This window comes from Cellvibrionales bacterium, from assembly GCA_016713115.1.
In the GTDB taxonomy this organism is placed as follows: domain Bacteria; phylum Pseudomonadota; class Gammaproteobacteria; order Pseudomonadales; family UBA7239; genus UBA7239.
On the sequence record JADJPU010000001.1, the window covers coordinates 2,298,288 to 2,315,329 of the forward strand.

The 17,042-nt window shown below is 46.5% G+C and carries 15 protein-coding genes; 5 read left to right on the plus strand and 10 right to left on the minus strand.

Annotation, left to right across the window (positions count from 1 at the left end):
• Positions 1–13: 13 nt before the first annotated feature.
• Both IPK30_11315 and IPK30_11320 read right to left on the minus strand, forming a co-directional pair.
• The gene (locus IPK30_11315) at positions 14–832 is read right to left on the minus strand and encodes an alpha/beta fold hydrolase (protein ID MBK8103824.1); all 819 of its coding nucleotides are present in this window, start codon (positions 830–832) and stop codon (positions 14–16) included.
• Positions 833–954: 122 nt separating this feature from the next.
• Positions 955–1,959 carry a hemerythrin domain-containing protein gene (locus tag IPK30_11320; protein MBK8103825.1) on the minus strand — a complete coding sequence of 335 codons (1,005 nt, stop codon included), beginning with the start codon at positions 1,957–1,959 and terminating at the stop codon, positions 955–957.
• 193 nt (positions 1,960–2,152) lie between these two features.
• Here IPK30_11320 and IPK30_11325 point away from each other — a divergent pair, with 193 nt between their 5' ends.
• From IPK30_11325 to IPK30_11335, 3 genes are all read left to right on the plus strand, one after another.
• Positions 2,153–2,587: a phasin family protein gene (locus tag IPK30_11325; GenBank protein MBK8103826.1), complete on the plus strand. Its 435-nt coding sequence runs from the start codon at positions 2,153–2,155 to the stop codon at positions 2,585–2,587.
• A 142-nt stretch (positions 2,588–2,729) separates the two neighbouring features.
• Positions 2,730–3,371: a TetR/AcrR family transcriptional regulator gene (locus tag IPK30_11330; GenBank protein ID MBK8103827.1), complete on the plus strand. Its 642-nt coding sequence runs from the start codon at positions 2,730–2,732 to the stop codon at positions 3,369–3,371.
• Positions 3,368–4,789 (plus strand): hypothetical protein, encoded by a 1,422-nt coding sequence (locus IPK30_11335; protein MBK8103828.1) that lies wholly within the window; start codon positions 3,368–3,370, stop codon positions 4,787–4,789. The genes IPK30_11330 and IPK30_11335 overlap by 4 nt, the downstream gene beginning before the upstream one ends.
• 184 nt (positions 4,790–4,973) lie before the next feature.
• Here the strand turns inward: IPK30_11335 and IPK30_11340 are convergent, their stop codons facing one another.
• From IPK30_11340 to IPK30_11350, 3 genes are read right to left on the minus strand one after another with little or no spacing between them, the layout of a single operon-like run.
• Positions 4,974–5,687 carry an endonuclease/exonuclease/phosphatase family protein gene (locus tag IPK30_11340; GenBank protein MBK8103829.1) on the minus strand — a complete coding sequence of 238 codons (714 nt, stop codon included), beginning with the start codon at positions 5,685–5,687 and terminating at the stop codon, positions 4,974–4,976.
• Positions 5,680–6,063, minus strand: a complete 384-nt coding sequence (locus IPK30_11345) for a PPOX class F420-dependent oxidoreductase (protein MBK8103830.1) — start codon at positions 6,061–6,063, stop codon at positions 5,680–5,682. The genes IPK30_11340 and IPK30_11345 overlap by 8 nt, the downstream gene beginning before the upstream one ends.
• 14 nt (positions 6,064–6,077) lie before the next feature.
• On the minus strand, positions 6,078–7,496 hold the full coding sequence (locus IPK30_11350; protein ID MBK8103831.1) for a tRNA 5-hydroxyuridine modification protein YegQ: 1,419 nt from the start codon (positions 7,494–7,496) through the stop codon (positions 6,078–6,080).
• A gap of 63 nt (positions 7,497–7,559) precedes the next feature.
• Here IPK30_11350 and IPK30_11355 point away from each other — a divergent pair, with 63 nt between their 5' ends.
• On the plus strand, positions 7,560–8,984 hold the full coding sequence (locus IPK30_11355) for a hypothetical protein (protein ID MBK8103832.1): 1,425 nt from the start codon (positions 7,560–7,562) through the stop codon (positions 8,982–8,984).
• Here IPK30_11355 and IPK30_11360 read toward each other — a convergent pair.
• The 5 genes from IPK30_11360 to lpdA all read right to left on the minus strand — a co-directional run bounded on the left by IPK30_11360 (position 8,981) and on the right by lpdA (position 16,193).
• Positions 8,981–11,125, minus strand: coding sequence for a carboxy terminal-processing peptidase (locus IPK30_11360; protein MBK8103833.1), 2,145 nt, complete (start codon positions 11,123–11,125; stop codon positions 8,981–8,983). The genes IPK30_11355 and IPK30_11360 overlap by 4 nt on opposite strands.
• 114 nt (positions 11,126–11,239) lie before the next feature.
• On the minus strand, positions 11,240–12,496 hold the full coding sequence (locus IPK30_11365) for an SGNH/GDSL hydrolase family protein (GenBank protein MBK8103834.1): 1,257 nt from the start codon (positions 12,494–12,496) through the stop codon (positions 11,240–11,242).
• Positions 12,497–12,558: 62 nt separating this feature from the next.
• Positions 12,559–13,434 (minus strand): succinate--CoA ligase subunit alpha, encoded by an 876-nt coding sequence (sucD, locus tag IPK30_11370; protein MBK8103835.1) that lies wholly within the window; start codon positions 13,432–13,434, stop codon positions 12,559–12,561.
• Positions 13,434–14,603: an ADP-forming succinate--CoA ligase subunit beta gene (sucC, locus tag IPK30_11375; GenBank protein MBK8103836.1), complete on the minus strand. Its 1,170-nt coding sequence runs from the start codon at positions 14,601–14,603 to the stop codon at positions 13,434–13,436. The genes sucD and sucC overlap by 1 nt, the downstream gene beginning before the upstream one ends.
• 144 nt (positions 14,604–14,747) lie before the next feature.
• Positions 14,748–16,193, minus strand: a complete 1,446-nt coding sequence (gene lpdA / locus IPK30_11380; protein ID MBK8103837.1) for a dihydrolipoyl dehydrogenase — start codon at positions 16,191–16,193, stop codon at positions 14,748–14,750.
• 88 nt (positions 16,194–16,281) lie between these two features.
• Here lpdA and IPK30_11385 point away from each other — a divergent pair, with 88 nt between their 5' ends.
• Positions 16,282–17,040, plus strand: a complete 759-nt coding sequence (locus IPK30_11385; protein MBK8103838.1) for an RNA methyltransferase — start codon at positions 16,282–16,284, stop codon at positions 17,038–17,040.
• Positions 17,041–17,042 lie beyond the last annotated feature (2 nt).

The following is a 17,042-nucleotide window of genomic DNA, read 5'->3' on the forward strand; positions in this document are numbered from 1 at the left end:
ATAAATGCCCTACTTAGGTGGTAGACGCGTTGTTTGATTGCGCTGCATTAGGGGTTGCTTTGTTATTAAAAGCGCGTAAAAACAAATAGCGATGCGCCCAATGAGAGTCGAATGGTCGCCATTGGTTATCTGCTTGCGATAATCGTTCTGAGACTGCGTAATAAATCATTGGGTTGTGTGTCATGCCCGTGTGGCTGCCAATGACGCGTAAATTTTCGGTGGAGTTGTCGGTTTGGTCCACACAGCAGCGCCATGCAGCAATGCCATCACTTTCGCTGTAGATCGAAGTTGAAGGAACCGGTGGGGGCGATTCCCAGATGGGCACGCCAGTGAATAATTCATCTTGGCTAGCATTGGGGTTTAATCGCTCATAAATTTTCAGTAAGGAGCTGGAAACTTCACCTACTTCGCTAGTCGTTTTTGGCTGCGCCAGATTAAAAGGGGACCCAAGAGTAATGACTTGGCGCACATAGTCTGGCAGGCGATGCGCAAGAATGCGTGCGTAAATACCACCCATACTCCAACCGATCAGGCTAATTTTTTCCTGGTGCTGACCGTACATTTCGATAACGCGCTGTTCCAGTTTTTGATAGGTGCTATTGCGCAAACCTGAATTTCTTCCCAAATCCCAGCCGTACGCATTGAAACCTTGCCGTTTTAAATAGCGGCGCATGATGTAGGTGCTGTTATCCGTCGCAAGAAAACCAGGGAGTATTAATACAGGTTGCCCATTACCACGCGGGGCAAGCTTGCGTAATAAGGGGAGCGTTGGGAAAAGGGAAAGTGCTTCTACGGGAGCTCTCAGTTCCATCAAGGCGCTTGCGAGCGTCATTTTGTGCATTGGTTCAGCCATAGGTTCTACATCTTACTCAGTAATGGTGTAGGTAAGGTTTTCTATTTTTAACATTTAGTGCATCAAACCTTGAGAGAATACTACATATTGTGTGAATCATGCTATTTCTCCACGGTTGGCGTGTTCTTTCGCTTGCGGACGGAAGGAGCGGGTGGACGAGTCATTTCATGGTAGATCCGAAGTCTAGCTGTATACGGTTCGGCAATTTGTGTGCGGGCACTGCGTAATAACTGCCCAATGTCTTTTAGGGTATCTACACAGGCGTCGTAGTTATTAAGTAGACAGTCCACGGTAACGCTACCGTAATCTCCAATATTGGTTGAACGCGCTTGCCATAGCTTGCGGCAAGCAGCCATATTACCGGCGTAGGCTTGTTTGAAATGCAGAGAGATGGTCTTTGCCATGGCGTTGCCGAAGCGAGAAAAAACCCCAAAATTTTCCATGGCGGCTCCTAAGCCGACTAACTCGGCCATGGCGACATCCTCTGCGGCACGCTCCATGACGCGATTGACAGCCTCGAGCAAATGTACATAGCGCTGTTCTATGGTGCTACCGAATAGAGGGTCTGCGTCAGGCTGGATGTCTTGGATGATGTCAGCCCAATCTTCTGCAGAGAGAGATTCCAACACCAAAGGAAAGACCTGGCTCTCCTCGTAGTCCATGTGTTTCCTCATGCTCGCAATGTAGTCTTCACAGCGTAAGTGGAGCATTTTCTGATTGTCTTTTGAAAGCTCAAGCTGCGCTTCATTGATACTTCGAACCAGTGCTTCAGATTTTTTACTGATAGTCTCGTGATCCATTAACAGCGTAACTGCTGCTGCTTTCTGCTCATCCCCACACTCAGATAATTTGCGATAGATAATGTCTTCTTTGGCATGGTGCGAATGGTCTGCGTGATCCTGCATATAACTAGCTGTGTCATGCATCACAGTTAAGTCCGGCATTTCGCCTGCTTCAATCAATTCAAGCTGTTCTTGCAGTACATAGAGCAACCGAGAAATGTATTTATGCTCCTCATGCAAATGACGCATGACTTCCTGCGTGGTCAGCAAGCGTGAAGGTGAAGCTGGAGGTTGTAAGTTGGCTGCAATTTTCTTTTTGGGCATGGTTAGGTACTCATTGACGCAGTTTCAGTATACTCGAACGGTCTTATTTGGTGCATGGTGAATGAGCTTCAAAAAAGTGAAACTTAGTATGTTTATTCTATTTTTTACCTCTAGGATGCAGGCCTGATTTAGGAATGGCTCACTGATTTAGCCTCCGGTCAAAACAGTAACCCACAGACAAACGGAGATATTTATGTCCAAGAAAATTCTGAAAGACGCTAAGGATGCAAACATTGCTGACAAAGCCAGTGAAGTGGCAAAAAGCATTTGGTTGGCAGGCTTGGGCGCATACGGCAAAGCTTTTGATGAAGCTGTAACCCAATATGGCAAAGTAAGCAAAGAAACCAGCAAAGTATTTGATGACTTGGTTGAGCTCGGTCGTAAGTTGGATAGCGAAAGCCAAGCCAAGCTTTCAAATGCTAAAAACAAAACAACTGCAACAATCGAAGATCGCATTAACAAAGTTCGTAGCAGCGTTAACATGAGCTCTCTGAACTTCGCTGGCGCTGACAACGCAAAAATTGATGAAGTTAATGCAAAGGTTGACGCTTTGTCAGACAAGTTGGATGCATTGTTGGACAGCATGGCTGTTGCAAAACCAAAAGCAGCTGCAGCAAAAGCCAAGTAAGTTTTCTTTTCTAGCCCTGGACAGACAACCCTTCCTGTTTGTCTGATCCACTTTTGGCAAGGTTTCCGTCTCGGAGCCTTGCTTTTTTTTTATGGATTTTCGATATTAGTCACCTGAGTTAACGAGAAGCAATAGGGTAGCCATGAAAACGCGTGAGAAAATTCTGCAGGCCAGCCTTCTGCTGTTTAATGAAGAGGGTGAACCGAATGTCACCACCGTCGATATAGCCAACGAACTCGAAATTAGCCCAGGGAATCTCTATTACCACTTCAAGGGGAAAGAGGTCATTATTGACCTGCTGTTTTCTCGCTTTGAAGAAGGATTTACTGAGATCCTTCATGCGCCTATCAAGAAGGAATTGAAGGTTGAGGATAGCTGGTATTACTTGCATGTGATTTTTGAAGAAATCTATCAATATCGCTTCATCTATCACAATGTAAATGATCTTTTATTCAGATACCCAGTGCTGGGGAAGAAATTTCGGCGCTTGTTAAATCTGAAATATCAAACGGCTAAAACTGTTATTGCTTCTTTGCACGACGCCAATATTCTTGTCATGGATAAAAAGGATATCGATATCCTCGTCAGTAATGTTGTTATGACGGCAACATATTGGATCGCATATTCCATCTTGTGTGATGAAAAACAAAACGAAGAGATCATCATCAATAAAGGAGTATTTCAAATACTGTCACTTATCTCCCCATACCTTGGTAGCAGCAAAAAAGAGTTTCAGGATTTTTGCGGTAAGTATTACAACCAGATTTTTGGCAACCACGAGTGAAGCGAATACGCAGCGGTTCGTTATCTCGACAGTTTCATCTTGCCAATGCGGGAATTAAGGCAGGGTGGAGTTGGGCAGCGGCACACGCTGGCACTTGGTCTATTGCGGAACCAGATAAACGCACAGCAGCACGAGACGAGATTGCAGCACAACAAGCACAGCAGTGGGTGCAAGAAGTTGGTCAACTAAAGGGCGGTGTGGTAAAGCTCGGGCAAATATTAACCACCTATGGTGATTATTGTCTGCCAAAACCATTAGCGTCGGCTCTACATAGTTTAGAGGCAAATACCGAAGCGCTGGATTGGGCTGTTATCTTTTCAGTGATCAATGAAACATTGGGTGCCGACACGACTGAACTGGATATTTCACAGAAGGCCTTGGCTGCTGCGTCTTTATCGCAAGTTCATCGTGCGACGATCAAATTGAGCAAGCAAGAAATTTGTTTGAAAGTGTTGTACCCGCAAATACAAGAAACACTGGCATCAGATTTTAAAACCTTAAAAGCTGCCTTAGTCTTGCTTGCTAAAAAACAGCAGCGAAATGAGATGACGCAGCGCTTAAACGCTATCTTTTCAATTTTGCTTGAAGAAGTCGACCTGCAGATTGAGAGCGATAAAATCTGTCGCTGGAGAAAACGACTTAAAGATGATCGGCGCTTTGTTGTGCCTGATGTGTACGAAAGGTATTCCTCGTCATCTGTGTTAGCGATGAGTTTTGAAGAAGGGGTCTCTCAAAATGACATTGCGATAGCAGGCCTAACGCAGGAGAGGCGCAATCAACTAGCTGCCAACATGCTAGAACTGTTGTTGACTGAAATTCTGCTGTGGGGCGAAATGCAAACGGATCCTCATGCGGGAAATTATCGTATCCGACTTGCCCGCCAAGCTGGCGAGATAGATGCCATTGTTTTGTTGGATTTTGGTTCTGTGCGAATAATTTCTGATCAGCTTTTACAGCCATTGCACAAAATGCTACTTGCCGCATACGCCGATGATAAAGAATTGTTGTGTGCTGCACTGCAGGAGGCGGGGTTTATCTCTGAAGATACACCTAATGATGTCCAATCCGATTTCTGTGAGGTATTGATGGGGCTTATTGAGCCGCTTAACTATAAGCGCAGGTTGGAGCAGGGGGGGGATATTCCATCTTACGCACTGGATGCAAAAGGAAACTACAGGTGGGCCGACGCACGCTTGCCAGAGAGGATGGGAAAAAAGGCTTTGCAATCTGCATTCAGCAAAAATTTTTCTTTTCCAGGTGTGGATTTCATGTTGGTTGCCAGAAAATTAGCTGGTGTTTATGCGTTTATTGCGGCGTTAGATGCAAAGTTTGACGGTGGCGTAGTAATGGACAAGGTAATCGCCAATTATCAGTCATCATCTTTGCTTGTATCAAAATCAGCCCATACAGGAAAGTGATCCGAAAACTGCCGCGTAAAAGTTTCTAAGTTTTGTGGTTTGTAGATTACGGTGGATTTTTTTATCCATTCGCCGGTGTCACTTCTTTTTAACATGATGTGGTCTAACATTTTTCCAGACTTGCCTTTTCCTTGTGATCTGTTGTAGCTATCTGCGCTACGATCATTTTTATCAGTAGTGGTTTCTAAGCCAATATTAAAAGAGCATTCAGACTTTTATTGCTGCCGGCAGTATTAAAATCCCCAACAACGAGAATATCTTGATCAGACGATTCCAGTTTTTTTAACTGACCGGCAAGGTAATAGGACTGTTGGCTTCGCACATCATCCGAGCAATGCCCGCGATTACCAAAGCCTGACTTTAGATGCAGGGCCACAAACCAAAAATCAAACTTTCCAGCGTGATATTTCCCCGCCAATGGGCGGCGCAAATTAGAAGAGCGACACCACTCATTAACTTGGTAGCTGTCAGGAACATTAAGCTCTGCAACCGATTTATCCAATTGCACTGGTTTTCGCCAAGCCAAGACTATGCGTTGTCCTTGACCGCTGTTACCCGATGCAGTGTTGTAGCCGTATTTTTCCAATGCAGAACGCAACTCGCGCCAAGGACGCGTTGTAAAGCTGTCGCCGCGATACTCGCCATCCAGCTGCGTATTGATTTCTTGTAACGCAATTAAATCAATTGACCACTGCCGAGCAATCATGTCGGCCATGGCTTGAATGGATTTGCTGTCAGAGGCTTGATCGCGTTTTTCACCGCCCAACCATGCGATGTTCCATGTTCCTACGCGCACACAATGTGAATCAGCCGAGCAAGTGCTGGCGTTTGCAGTTAAAGGTAATAAAAGAAAGAGAAATAAAGCAATGAATATTCGCAGGGGCGTGCGCTCAATCATTGCTGTTCTCCGCTAAATGAATTTCGATATAACTGCGATGTTTGATTTTCCCACCTAGGGTAGAGCCGCAATCTAAGGCCAACATTTGCCAGCCATATTTTTTTCGCAGTGCAGCATGAGCAATCTTAATTGTTTCTTTAGAGTTTAGGAGTATAGCGGTAGCATTTTGCCAACTACCCGTGACACTGCCGCTAAATGTGCAAGGAGCAATGCGGCATTGCGAGCTGTTGCGCAACCGTTTTACTTTGCCAGATTGGTTATTGGTAAAGGCGTATAAAACAGAGTCAACTTGCGCAAACCAAACTGGCGTCTCAACGCAGCGTCCATCTTTGCGAAATGTTCCAAAGTTAATGTACTGCGCATTCTGAAGTGACATATATTTTGATTCGCTTAAATCGCTTTCATCAGCAAGCCAAAATCAGGAGCACAATCATCAGACATTGGGATTCTGACTTGATGGCCAGAACCTGGCGCAACATCGACAGATTCTCCGTGCTTGTTTTTCATGGATGATAAACGAAAGACCTGATTGCCTTGTGGCAGCATCAGCTCAATATCATCGCCGACAGAGAATTTGTTTTTGGTGTCAATAATCCATTCGTGCGTGACTTCATCTTTGCCGATAACTTCACCGACAAACTGCTGTTTAGTCGAAATTGAAAATCCGTTTTCGTAATTTTGATATTCCTTAGGAAGATGGCGGCGGTAAAAACCTTCGGTATAGCCACGGCTGGCCAAACTTTCTAACTTATCCATCAAGCCCATATTAAATTCACGGCCAGCCAAGGCATCGTCTATCGCTTCACGGTAAACCTGTGCTGTTCTCGCGGCATAAAAATGAGATTTGGTTCTGCCTTCAATTTTGAGAGAATCCACGCCAATATCAATTAAGCGTTTGACATGCTGAATTGCGCGCAAATCTTTGGAGTTCATGATGTAAGTGCCGTGCTCATCTTCGTAGGCAGGCATGTATTCACCCGGACGGTTTTCTTCTTGCAAAAGAAATACGCGGTCTTCGATATTTAATAACTTACCTCTACTCACGCTGTCTGTCGGGCTGACGGAAGGATCCCAACTGCCAACTTCGCCAACAGCTTGAAATGAGGAAGCTAAATTTTTGCTTGATTCTGCTATCTGTTTTTGAATGTCAGGATTGGTGGCGACAATATCACCTTCAGCAGTTTCCGTAGCTTCGTGCGTGTCGTACTTCCAGCGACAAGAGTTGGTGCAGGCACCTTGGTTGCCGTCGCGGTGTGTCATATAGCCCGACAGCAAACAGCGACCGGAGTAGGCGATACACAGTGCGCCGTGCACGAAAACTTCCAACTCGATATCAGGGCATCGTTGGCGAATTTCTTCCACTTCGTCCAATGACAATTCGCGCGACAAAATCACGCGTTGCAAGCCTTGTCGTTCCCAGAATTTCACTGCGGCCCAATTCACGGCATTGGCCTGCACTGAAAGATGGATGGGCATATCTGGCCATTTATCGCGCACCATCATAATCAAGCCTGGGTCAGACATAATCAAAGCATCGGGCTGCATGGCGATAACAGGCTCCATGTCGCGCAAGTAGGAGCGGATTTTGTCATTGTGCGGTGCGAGATTGCTGGCGACAAAGAAGCGCTTGCCTTGCGCGTGAGCCATAGAAATGGCTTCAGCCATTTTATCTAACTGGTTGAATTCATTGTTTCTTACCCGTAGGCTATAGCGAGGTTGACCCGCGTAAACTGCATCGGCACCGTAGGCAAAGGCGTACTGCATGTTTCTGATGGAGCCAGCGGGGGATAACAGTTCGACCGATTTCATGGCTGTACATTTCTTTCACTGAAGATTGGCAGTCATTATACAAGGGCGCTCAAGGGAAATTGTATGTTTTCAGGTTATACCAGCGGGGAGTACCAATCCGTTATTTTCTTTGTCGACGGGCGCGTTGATCGTGAAATGTTATTCACCGAATTCGAAGCTATTCTCGATAATTTTGTTCCCATTCCAGGTTATGCCGAGAAAGATGTACAGGCTGTGTGCGTAGGTATCAATGGACAGCTAAAAATTATTTCTGCCATTTTTTTCATGCTGCATTTTGACAGCACCGGCAATGCCGACAACAAATGGAATATCCCGCTACAAGAGTTGATTGAACAAGCAGAGCTGGGGCCAGATTTGGGGGCAGGGCCAATACGGCTTTGTTGTCGCAGCCAATGTCCTGTGGATTGGCATGTGCAAAATCTTTGGGATCCTGATATGAATCAGCAGCCCAATATTTTTATTGTGCTGCGAGATCTCATTAAGCAGAACAGACTAGGCTTTAAAGAGTTGTCTTTTGATATTGATGAAATTCACGACTCAAATCGATTGCCTTTTGAGATACCCGTATTAAATAGTGATGCGCTAGTCGCTGGCACGGGGATGGGAAACAATGATATCAGTGATGCTGATAAATCCTTAGCGCATTCATTGATTCAGTACATTCGAAAAAAAGTTGCTATGGATAATTCTGAGCAACTGAATGACTTGGAGCGTCAATACCAGTTGCAGTTGATTGCAGAAAAAAATAAAGCAGCTGATGCTTTGCGTGAAACAGCGCAGTTGCACAGCGATGAATTGCGACAAATGCAATCACAATTTTTGCTAATGCAGGAAGTTAGTGAGAATGAGCGGCAAGCCACTGAAGCGCTGCGTAGGCAGTTACAAGATCAACAACAAATGGTTGATACATTGCGCGAATCCTTTCATGTGCAGCTGGCAGAAACCAAACAGGTGGAAGGGCATCAAATCGACCTGCTAAAAGCTAATTTTGAATCCGAGCTGCAGCTGCGTATTCAGGGAATCGTGAAGGAATTAGAGGCGCAGATTGATGCAAAAGACATTGAAATTTCCTACAACAAGGAGCAGCAATCTGTACTCAGTGATGAAATTAATGCGTTGCACAATGAACACGCCAAGCTCATTAAAGAGGCAGGGGAGCAGTTTATAACGCGCCTACGCGACAACAAGGTAACCTTTATGGCTTACCACTTAGGTGCAGGCAATATTGCCATTGATCTTGAGGATATTGGCACTTATCTTGAAAACCCCATGGCCTACGCAGCGAATATCTGCAAAGTATCTGAGGTGGATTATCGCGGCTGGCTGACACACTACAACAATCCTGTGTGCTGTGAGTTTTCAGCGGCCAAAGGTGAAGCCTGCGGGAAAAAACTGCGCAGGGTTGATATTCCCGCACAGTTTGTTGCCGGCAGGTCTGATCGTTGCCCGCTGCACTGGAGTTTTAGCGCTAACGACAAACAATCCTAAGGCGTTGAACCTGATGCAACGCTGAGTTGTCGATTCTTTTTCTGCAAACCAATCCAGTCGTTCAGAATATTGGCACTTTCCATTAGCAAGAAATCATCTTGGGGATTTTTTGCTTCGCGCCGTTTCTGCGCTTCCTCGTCCACTTCTAAAATGGTTTTAATCGGCTTTTCACCTTTGGCTGTTCGCAAAATGTTTGCAAAATCAATTAGTTGCTTATCATCAGTCGCTTTTAACTGCTCGCGCTTTGCAAAATTTAAGGGAAGTGTCTTTCGTTCACGCAAAGCGTCAGCCCATTCACGCCTATCCAGCAATAATTTGTACTCAACACTATCTAGCACGCGCCGCTCATGATTGTTTTGGATTTCAGGAATGTATGCAGGGATATCTGAAAAGCGATAATGCGGCGCCGGTTGAATTTGATCCCAAGGCAAGGCACGCTCCAAGGCAGATTCTCCAACTTCGCTGTATGGCAGCAGGGCAGGGAAGTTGATATCAGGCACCACCCCACGATGCTGCGTGCTATCGCCAGAGACGCGATAGAACTTTGCTTCGGTAATTTTTAGTTTTCCTTCCTTCATAGGAACTAGCGTTTGTACTGTTCCTTTGCCAAAGGTTTGGTCACCAACAATCAAGCCTCGTTGGTAATCTTGAATGGCACCTGCAAAAATTTCTGAAGCAGATGCGCTGAGATGATTAACTAGAACGACGAGCGGGCCGTTGTAATTAATGGTGCCGACAGCACGATTTCTTCTGTCAACATGATTGTCAGCCGATAGAATTTGCACGACTGGTCCTTGATCAATAAATAAATCTGTCAACTGCGTTGCTTCTAATAAAGAACCTCCGCCATTGTTACGCAGATCAATCACGATGCCATCGATATTTTGAGCAAGTAATTCATTGAGTATCTTTGCCACATCGCGTGTTGTACTTTTTGCATCAGCATCACCTCGACGCAAAGCATCGAAATCTAAGTAAAAAGCAGGAATTGTAATAATGCCAATTTTACTTTTAGGTTCTGCATTTCCGTTGGGAATCTCAATAACTTTTTGGCTGGCCGCTTGATCTTCCAGCTTTACTTTTTCACGACGAATCGTTATGGGTTTAGCTAGGATTTGACCATTGCGTTTAATTTGTAGTCTCACCCAGGTATCTGCTTTACCCCGAATAAGATCGACAACTTCATCCAGTGGCCAACCAATGACATCTTCCCATTCTTCTCCTTTTTGTCCCTGAGCAATTCCTGTAATTTGATCACCTGCTTTTAGTTCTCCTTCTTTATCAGCAGGTCCGCCTGTAACGAGGCGAGACACTTTTGTATTTTCGTCTTCTTTTTCAAGCACAGCGCCAATGCCCTCTAAAGACAGAGCCATTGAAATATCAAAATCTTCTGTGGTTTTAGGTGACATGTAATTGGTATGTGGGTCGTACAATTCTGTGTATGCATTAATAAATATTTCATAATTCGCCATCGCCGTTTGACGATTTAGACGCTCCAATTGCAGTTTGTAACGACGGAGTAGGGTGGTGCCAATATTGTCAGTTGGCTTATCGGCTAAGCGTAAATTGAGGATATCGTTCTTGAGATATTCTCCCCACAACACATCGGCAGCTGCTAGATCTGCCGGCCAAGAACTTTTCTTTCTATCCGTTTGTATTACTTCTTCACCAGAAAATTTCTCATTTTTAACCAATGGCTCAATTTGTTGTGCGGCCCAGAGCAAACGGCTGGAGAAACGGTCGTAGTAGCGCTGGTAAATAGCTTCAGCACCGACCAATTTGCCTGAATCTAAATCATCATCAAGAGTATTGCGGTATTGGGTGTTGAACTCATTGATATCGCTTTGCAGAAATATCATACGGTTGGGATCCAATACCTTCAGGTAGTTATCGAGCAATAACGAGGACAATGCGTTGTCCAGCGGCATCTTTCTAAAATGCTGCGTCTGCATCATTTCAACAATCTCTTTGGTTAGAGACTGCTGCAAGTCGTCTTCAACCCAAGCTGCTTTTACTGGCGTTGCCGCTGCGTAAGCCTGTGAGCCCATCGACAAAGCAACGACTAGCATGCTTTGTGTTAAAGCTGCTTGACTGTATTTCAACAACCGGGAGAAGGCGACTGTACGGCTGACGCGGTTCATTGTGGGTACCTTTGTCGAGGTGAATCTGCATTATCTAACATGGGTTAAAATTTAACATAATATAGATTATGCGTAGTTTGTGTACTTTAGAGAGTGTTGCGCCAAGCGCTGGTTTCAGGACTTTGGCGGTTGTTTGATCACAACTGCCTGTTTGGACATTCTAGCAAGCAAAGGTTCAAGCTGTTGAAGTATCGCGTTACTTAAAGTTCGATAGCCTGTTTCATTTAAATGATTCCAATCATTGGGGCCATGCTGCAATTCTTGTTTGCCGACCATTCGCAATGCATCAGTAGTATCAATAACAGGAATTTGATGTTTTGCAGCCAGCGTTTGAAATGTGGATCGCATCAGGGTTGATTGCGTAACCATCTGTTGCGCAGGAAAAACCGTCGCTCTGCGTTCGTAGGTTTGTACTGACACTTCCCGTGACTGCAAATCATAAATGGACAAAACTGAAGGAATATAAACCAGCACCATCTGACTATTGGGTAGTGCTTTACGAGCGTATTGCAGAGACTGATCAAAAGCGTACCAAGCCTGTTTCCATTCCATTTCAGTTAGCGCCAAGGCTGGCCCCTGCAACGCATCCGGCAGCTGTACTGTCTTTTTATCCACTAGGGCTTTATTGATAACGCCTGGTGACTTCGTGCTTGCGCCGCCAAATATCCAAGGTGGGTCAAAGGCAGTATCTTTTTCAACGATCGAACGCTGCGGCAACCCCATTAATAAACGAAACAGTTGATTGAGTTGGTCTAATAAAGGCCAATGTTTTAATCTGTCATTTGCTACAGCGATACGTATAGTTTCATCGCGTTCAATAGCAAATTCTTTTAAATATTGCTGGTAGGTTTTCTCGTTAAATTGTTTATCAATATCAAATAACTTTGGAAAACTGTAGTGAAAATACGCTGCGTTGTCGTAGAGATCATTACCTTCATAAAAATAAATCAATACCCATTCCGGCGATTCCAATTGCACGTTGATATATTTTCTCAGATAGGTCAGCTGCGTAACGGGTTCCGTGACAATTCCTCGCACACTGCCTGCACCAGCGGAACCGAAACTGACAACATCCATCCCCGTTGCTTCGTGCAGCAAATCTGCGCTGCTATAGCGTGCCATAGGCTTGTTCATCGCCTCGGTAGCCCAATCTCCCATTCCTGCTGCATAGGAGTCGCCAAACAAAGCAATATAGTGGCTGGGAAAAATATTTTTTTTAGATGCCTGCAGTAATGGATGCAAGGCTTCATCTGTCATCCACATTGCAAAATTAGTAGGAAATACACGCGGAAACCAGAAGAAAAAACTAGCCTCTGCAGCAGACAGCAGCAACACAAGAGATGCAAAACTTAGTAGGAAACCTTTTTTCATCTGGCGAGAATACAAAAAAAAGGCAGCTTGCGCTGCCTTTTTTCGAGCTGCTTAACCAACGCTTATTTCCAGTTGGTTATGGCGCGCAAGCCGTTGGCAATTTCTGCCAAGCTGCGCACAGTTTTTACGCCTGCATCTTCCAATGCTGCGAATTTCTCGTCGGCTGTGCCTTTGCCGCCAGAAATAATTGCACCAGCGTGCCCCATACGCTTGCCTTTAGGTGCCGTGACACCGGCAATGTAAGACACCACAGGCTTAGTGACATTGGCTTTGATGAAAGCTGCTGCTTCTTCTTCAGCCGAGCCGCCGATTTCGCCGATCATTACAATCGCTTCGGTTTTTGGATCGTCTTGGAACAAACGCAAGATATCGATGAAGCTGCTGCCTGGGATTGGGTCGCCGCCGATACCCACACAAGTAGACTGACCAAAACCGGCATCTGTAGTTTGCTTCACTGCTTCGTAAGTCAAAGTGCCTGAGCGCGACACAATGCCAACTTTACCCGGCAAGTGAATATGACCAGGCATGATGCCGATTTTGCACTCACCCGGTGTAATAACACCTGGGCAGTTAGGGCCGATTAAACGCACGCCCAAATTATCGCAAGCGATTTTGCACTCCAGCATGTCCAGTGTTGGCACGCCCTCGGTGATGCAAACAATCAACTGAATACCGTTGTTTGCCGCTTCCAAAATGGAGTCTTTGCAAAAAGCTGCTGGTACATAAATCACAGAAGCTGTCGCACCAGTGGCTGCAACGGCTTCAGCAACGGTGTTGAACACAGGCAGGCCGAGATGTTGTGTGCCGCCCTTACCTGGCGTTACGCCGCCTACCATTTTTGTGCCGTAAGCAATCGCTTGTTCTGAGTGCAGCGTGCCTTGCGAACCAGTGAAGCCTTGGCAAATTACTTTGGTGTCTTTATTGATCAAAATGCTCATTACTTGGCACCTCCGGCTGCAGCTACGACTTTTTTCGCTGCTTCAGTCAAATCATTTGCAGCAATAATATTCAGGCCAGATTCAGCCAATTTTTTCGCACCGAGGTCTGCGTTGTTACCTTCCAAACGCACCACTACAGGCACTTTAACGCCCACTTCTTTCACCGCGCCGATGATGCCCTCTGCGATCATGTCGCAACGCACAATGCCGCCAAAAATGTTAACGAATACCGCTTTAACATTCGCATCTGACAAAATAATTTTGAAAGCTTCTGTGACGCGTTCTTTGGTTGCACCGCCGCCTACATCGAGGAAGTTTGCTGGTTTGCCACCGTGGTGGTTCACGATGTCCATGGTGCCCATCGCCAAACCAGCGCCGTTTACCATGCAGCCGATATTGCCGTCGAGGGCAACATAGTTCAGTTCCCAAGCAGCTGCGTGTGCTTCGCGTGGATCATCTTGTGAAGGATCGTGCATTGCTTGCAGATCTTTGTGGCGGTATAGCGCGTTGCCATCAACACCCAACTTGGCATCCAAGCAATGCAAGTTGCCATCTTTTTTAATGACCAGCGGGTTGACTTCAATCAGCGCCAAATCTTTTTCTTGGAACAGTTTTGCCAAACCCAGAAAAATATTGGTGAATTGTTTGATTTGATCGCCTTGCAAACCGAGTTTGAAGGCCAGTTCGCGGCCTTGATAAGGCTGTGCGCCTGTCAAAGGATCAACCGTTGCTTTCAGAATTTTTTCTGGCGTTTCGTGCGCCACTTTTTCAATTTCCACACCGCCTTCAGTAGAGGCCATGAACACGATGCGACGCGTTGAGCGATCGACCACCGCGCCGAGATACAGTTCTTTATCAATATCGGTGCAGGCTTCAACGAGAATTTTGCTAACCGGCTGACCGTTTTCATCTGTTTGATAAGTCACCAGACGCTTGCCCAACCACTGATCCACAAAAGCTTTGATTTCTTCCTTGGTTTTCACCAGCTTAACGCCGCCCGCTTTACCGCGACCGCCAGCGTGTACCTGTGCCTTAACCACCCACTCACTGCCGCCGATGGTTTCTGCTGCTTTCACAGCTTCTTCCGCAGAACTGACCGCGTGGCCTTTGGATACGGGCAAGCCGTACTGAGCAAACAATAATTTGCCCTGATACTCATGAAGGTTCATGTTTTACCGCTCTCTGTGAATCCGGCAATGCCGGCTTTTAGGTGAATTGGTGAGCCAAACAAACAGCCACCACCCGAAAATAACGCGCGCGAATTTTACACGCAGACAGCCCGCAGCCCAACCGCTAAACGGGCAAATTGGCGGCTATTTGTCGCGTTTTTTCTTGTTGGCGATGTGAATGGCACGCCCATTCGCCGCCAGTGCCGCCTCATGCACCGCTTCAGACAGTGTGGGATGCCCAAACACCATCTGGCTCAGGTCTTCCGCCGTGGCGCCAAACTCCATGGCGATGGCCACTTGCTGCGCCAGATCTGCCGCACTTGCGCCGACGATGTGGCAGCCGAGCACGCGATCGGTTTCGGCATCCGCAATCAATTTCACCAAGCCCGTGGTGTCGTTAGCTGCCAGAGCGCGACCGGAAGCTGCAAACGGGAACAGACCCACTTTGCAATCTCTGCCCTCTGCCCTCACCTGCTCTTCCGTCTGCCCCACTGCGGCTACCTCTGGGTGTGTGTAAATCACGCTGGGAATCAAGGCGTAATTCATTTCGGCTTTATGACCGGCAATGCGCTCCGCCACCATCACGCCCTCTTCCGAGGCTTTGTGCGCCAACATTGCGCCGCGCACCAAATCACCAATCGCCCACACACCGGATACAGCCGTTGCGCAATGCGCATCCACTACAATACGGCCGCGTTCGTCCAAGGCCACGCCGCAGCCATCAGCAAGTAAGTTTTCCGTGTTGGGACGACGACCGACGCAAACGATCACGCGATCAAATATTTCTTGCTGCGCATTGCCTTCTTTATCTTGATAAGAAACTTTAACGCTCTCATCCGCAATTTCTGTTGCCGTGACGCGTGCACCGAGGCGAATATCCAAACTCTGTCTGCCTAGTGTTTTCTTCACTTCTTTAGCAATGAACTGATCCATGCTCGGCAAAAAATTATCCAGCGCTTCCAACAGCACGACTTCACTGCCCAAGCGTTTCCACACGCTGCCCAATTCCAAACCAATCACACCCGCACCGATAATGCCAAGGCGTTTAGGTGCTGCGCTTAAATCCAGAGCGCCGGTGCTGTCGATAATCAAATTGCCGTCTGTTTTTGCAGCAGAAATTTCAACGGGTGATGAACCGGCTGCCAACACAATGTTGTCGGCTTGATAAAAAACTTCTTCACCAGCTTCCGTGGTTACTGCCACAGTTTTATTTGCCAACAGTTTTGCTGAACCTTTGATATGCGTAACACCATTGGCTTTGAATAATTGCGCAATACCGGTAGTGAGTTGTTTAACGATACCGTCTTTGCGCTGCTGCATTGCATGCACATCAATGGACACAGTGCCGGTTTGAATGCCGTGCACGGCTAAAGATTCACAGGCTTCGTGGTATTTCCACGAGCTGTCTAACAGTGCTTTTGAAGGAATACAGCCGACATTGAGGCAAGTGCCGCCCAAAGTGGATTTGCCGTCTTTGCCTTTCATGCGTTCCACGCAGGCAGTTTTTAAGCCCAGCTGTGCCGCACGAATAGCGCCGACATACCCACCAGGGCCAGCGCCGATAAAAATGACATCAAACTTTTCGCTCATGAAAAACTCGCCGTGATAACAACAGAATGGGATCGCGCCATTTTATACTGCGAATGCACAAACCACACTGATAGTTGAGCACGCAGGCATGAACCATTCTGGCAAAACCTCCCTCCCCCGCGATTTATTTACGCTGTACGGTCGCCAGCCCGTGTTGGAGGCGCTGCAAAATCCTGCCATCCAACCGTATAAATTGCATTTGGCAGAATCCAACCGCAGTGGTGGTTCGCTGGATGACATTCTGAAGCTGGCGGATAACCGACAAGTGCCACAGGCTTTTCATACACGCTTGGCGCTGTCGCGTATTTCACGCAACGGCAAGCAAGATCAGGGCGTTGCGCTGGATATTCGCATGCCCAATTTGCAAAACATCGATAAACTCTGCAATGAACCTCTACCCTCGGCGCGTATGCGTTTTTTAGCACTGGATCAAATCACCAATCCACAAAATGTAGGCATGATTTTGCGCTCAGCTGCAGCAGGCGGCGTAGACGGCGTGATTATTCCCAAACAAGGTTGCGCGCGTTTAGATTCACTGGTGATTAAAGCCAGCGCAGGCACTTTTTTTCGTACGCCCATTTATGTGTGTGACAATTTACCCAACACACTGAAAAAACTAGCCAGTAATGGCATGCAGATTTGTTTGATGGCTGCGGATGCCAAGCAAACTTTATTTGCACACCAAACAAATCAATCTTGTATTTTCGTTTTAGGCAATGAAACGGACGGCGTATCAAAAGATATTCGCACCCTGCCACACATAGCGATCAGCATTCCTATGGCGAATGGCATCGAATCACTCAATGTGGCTATGACGGCGACCTTGATTGCCTATCACAAACAATAAGA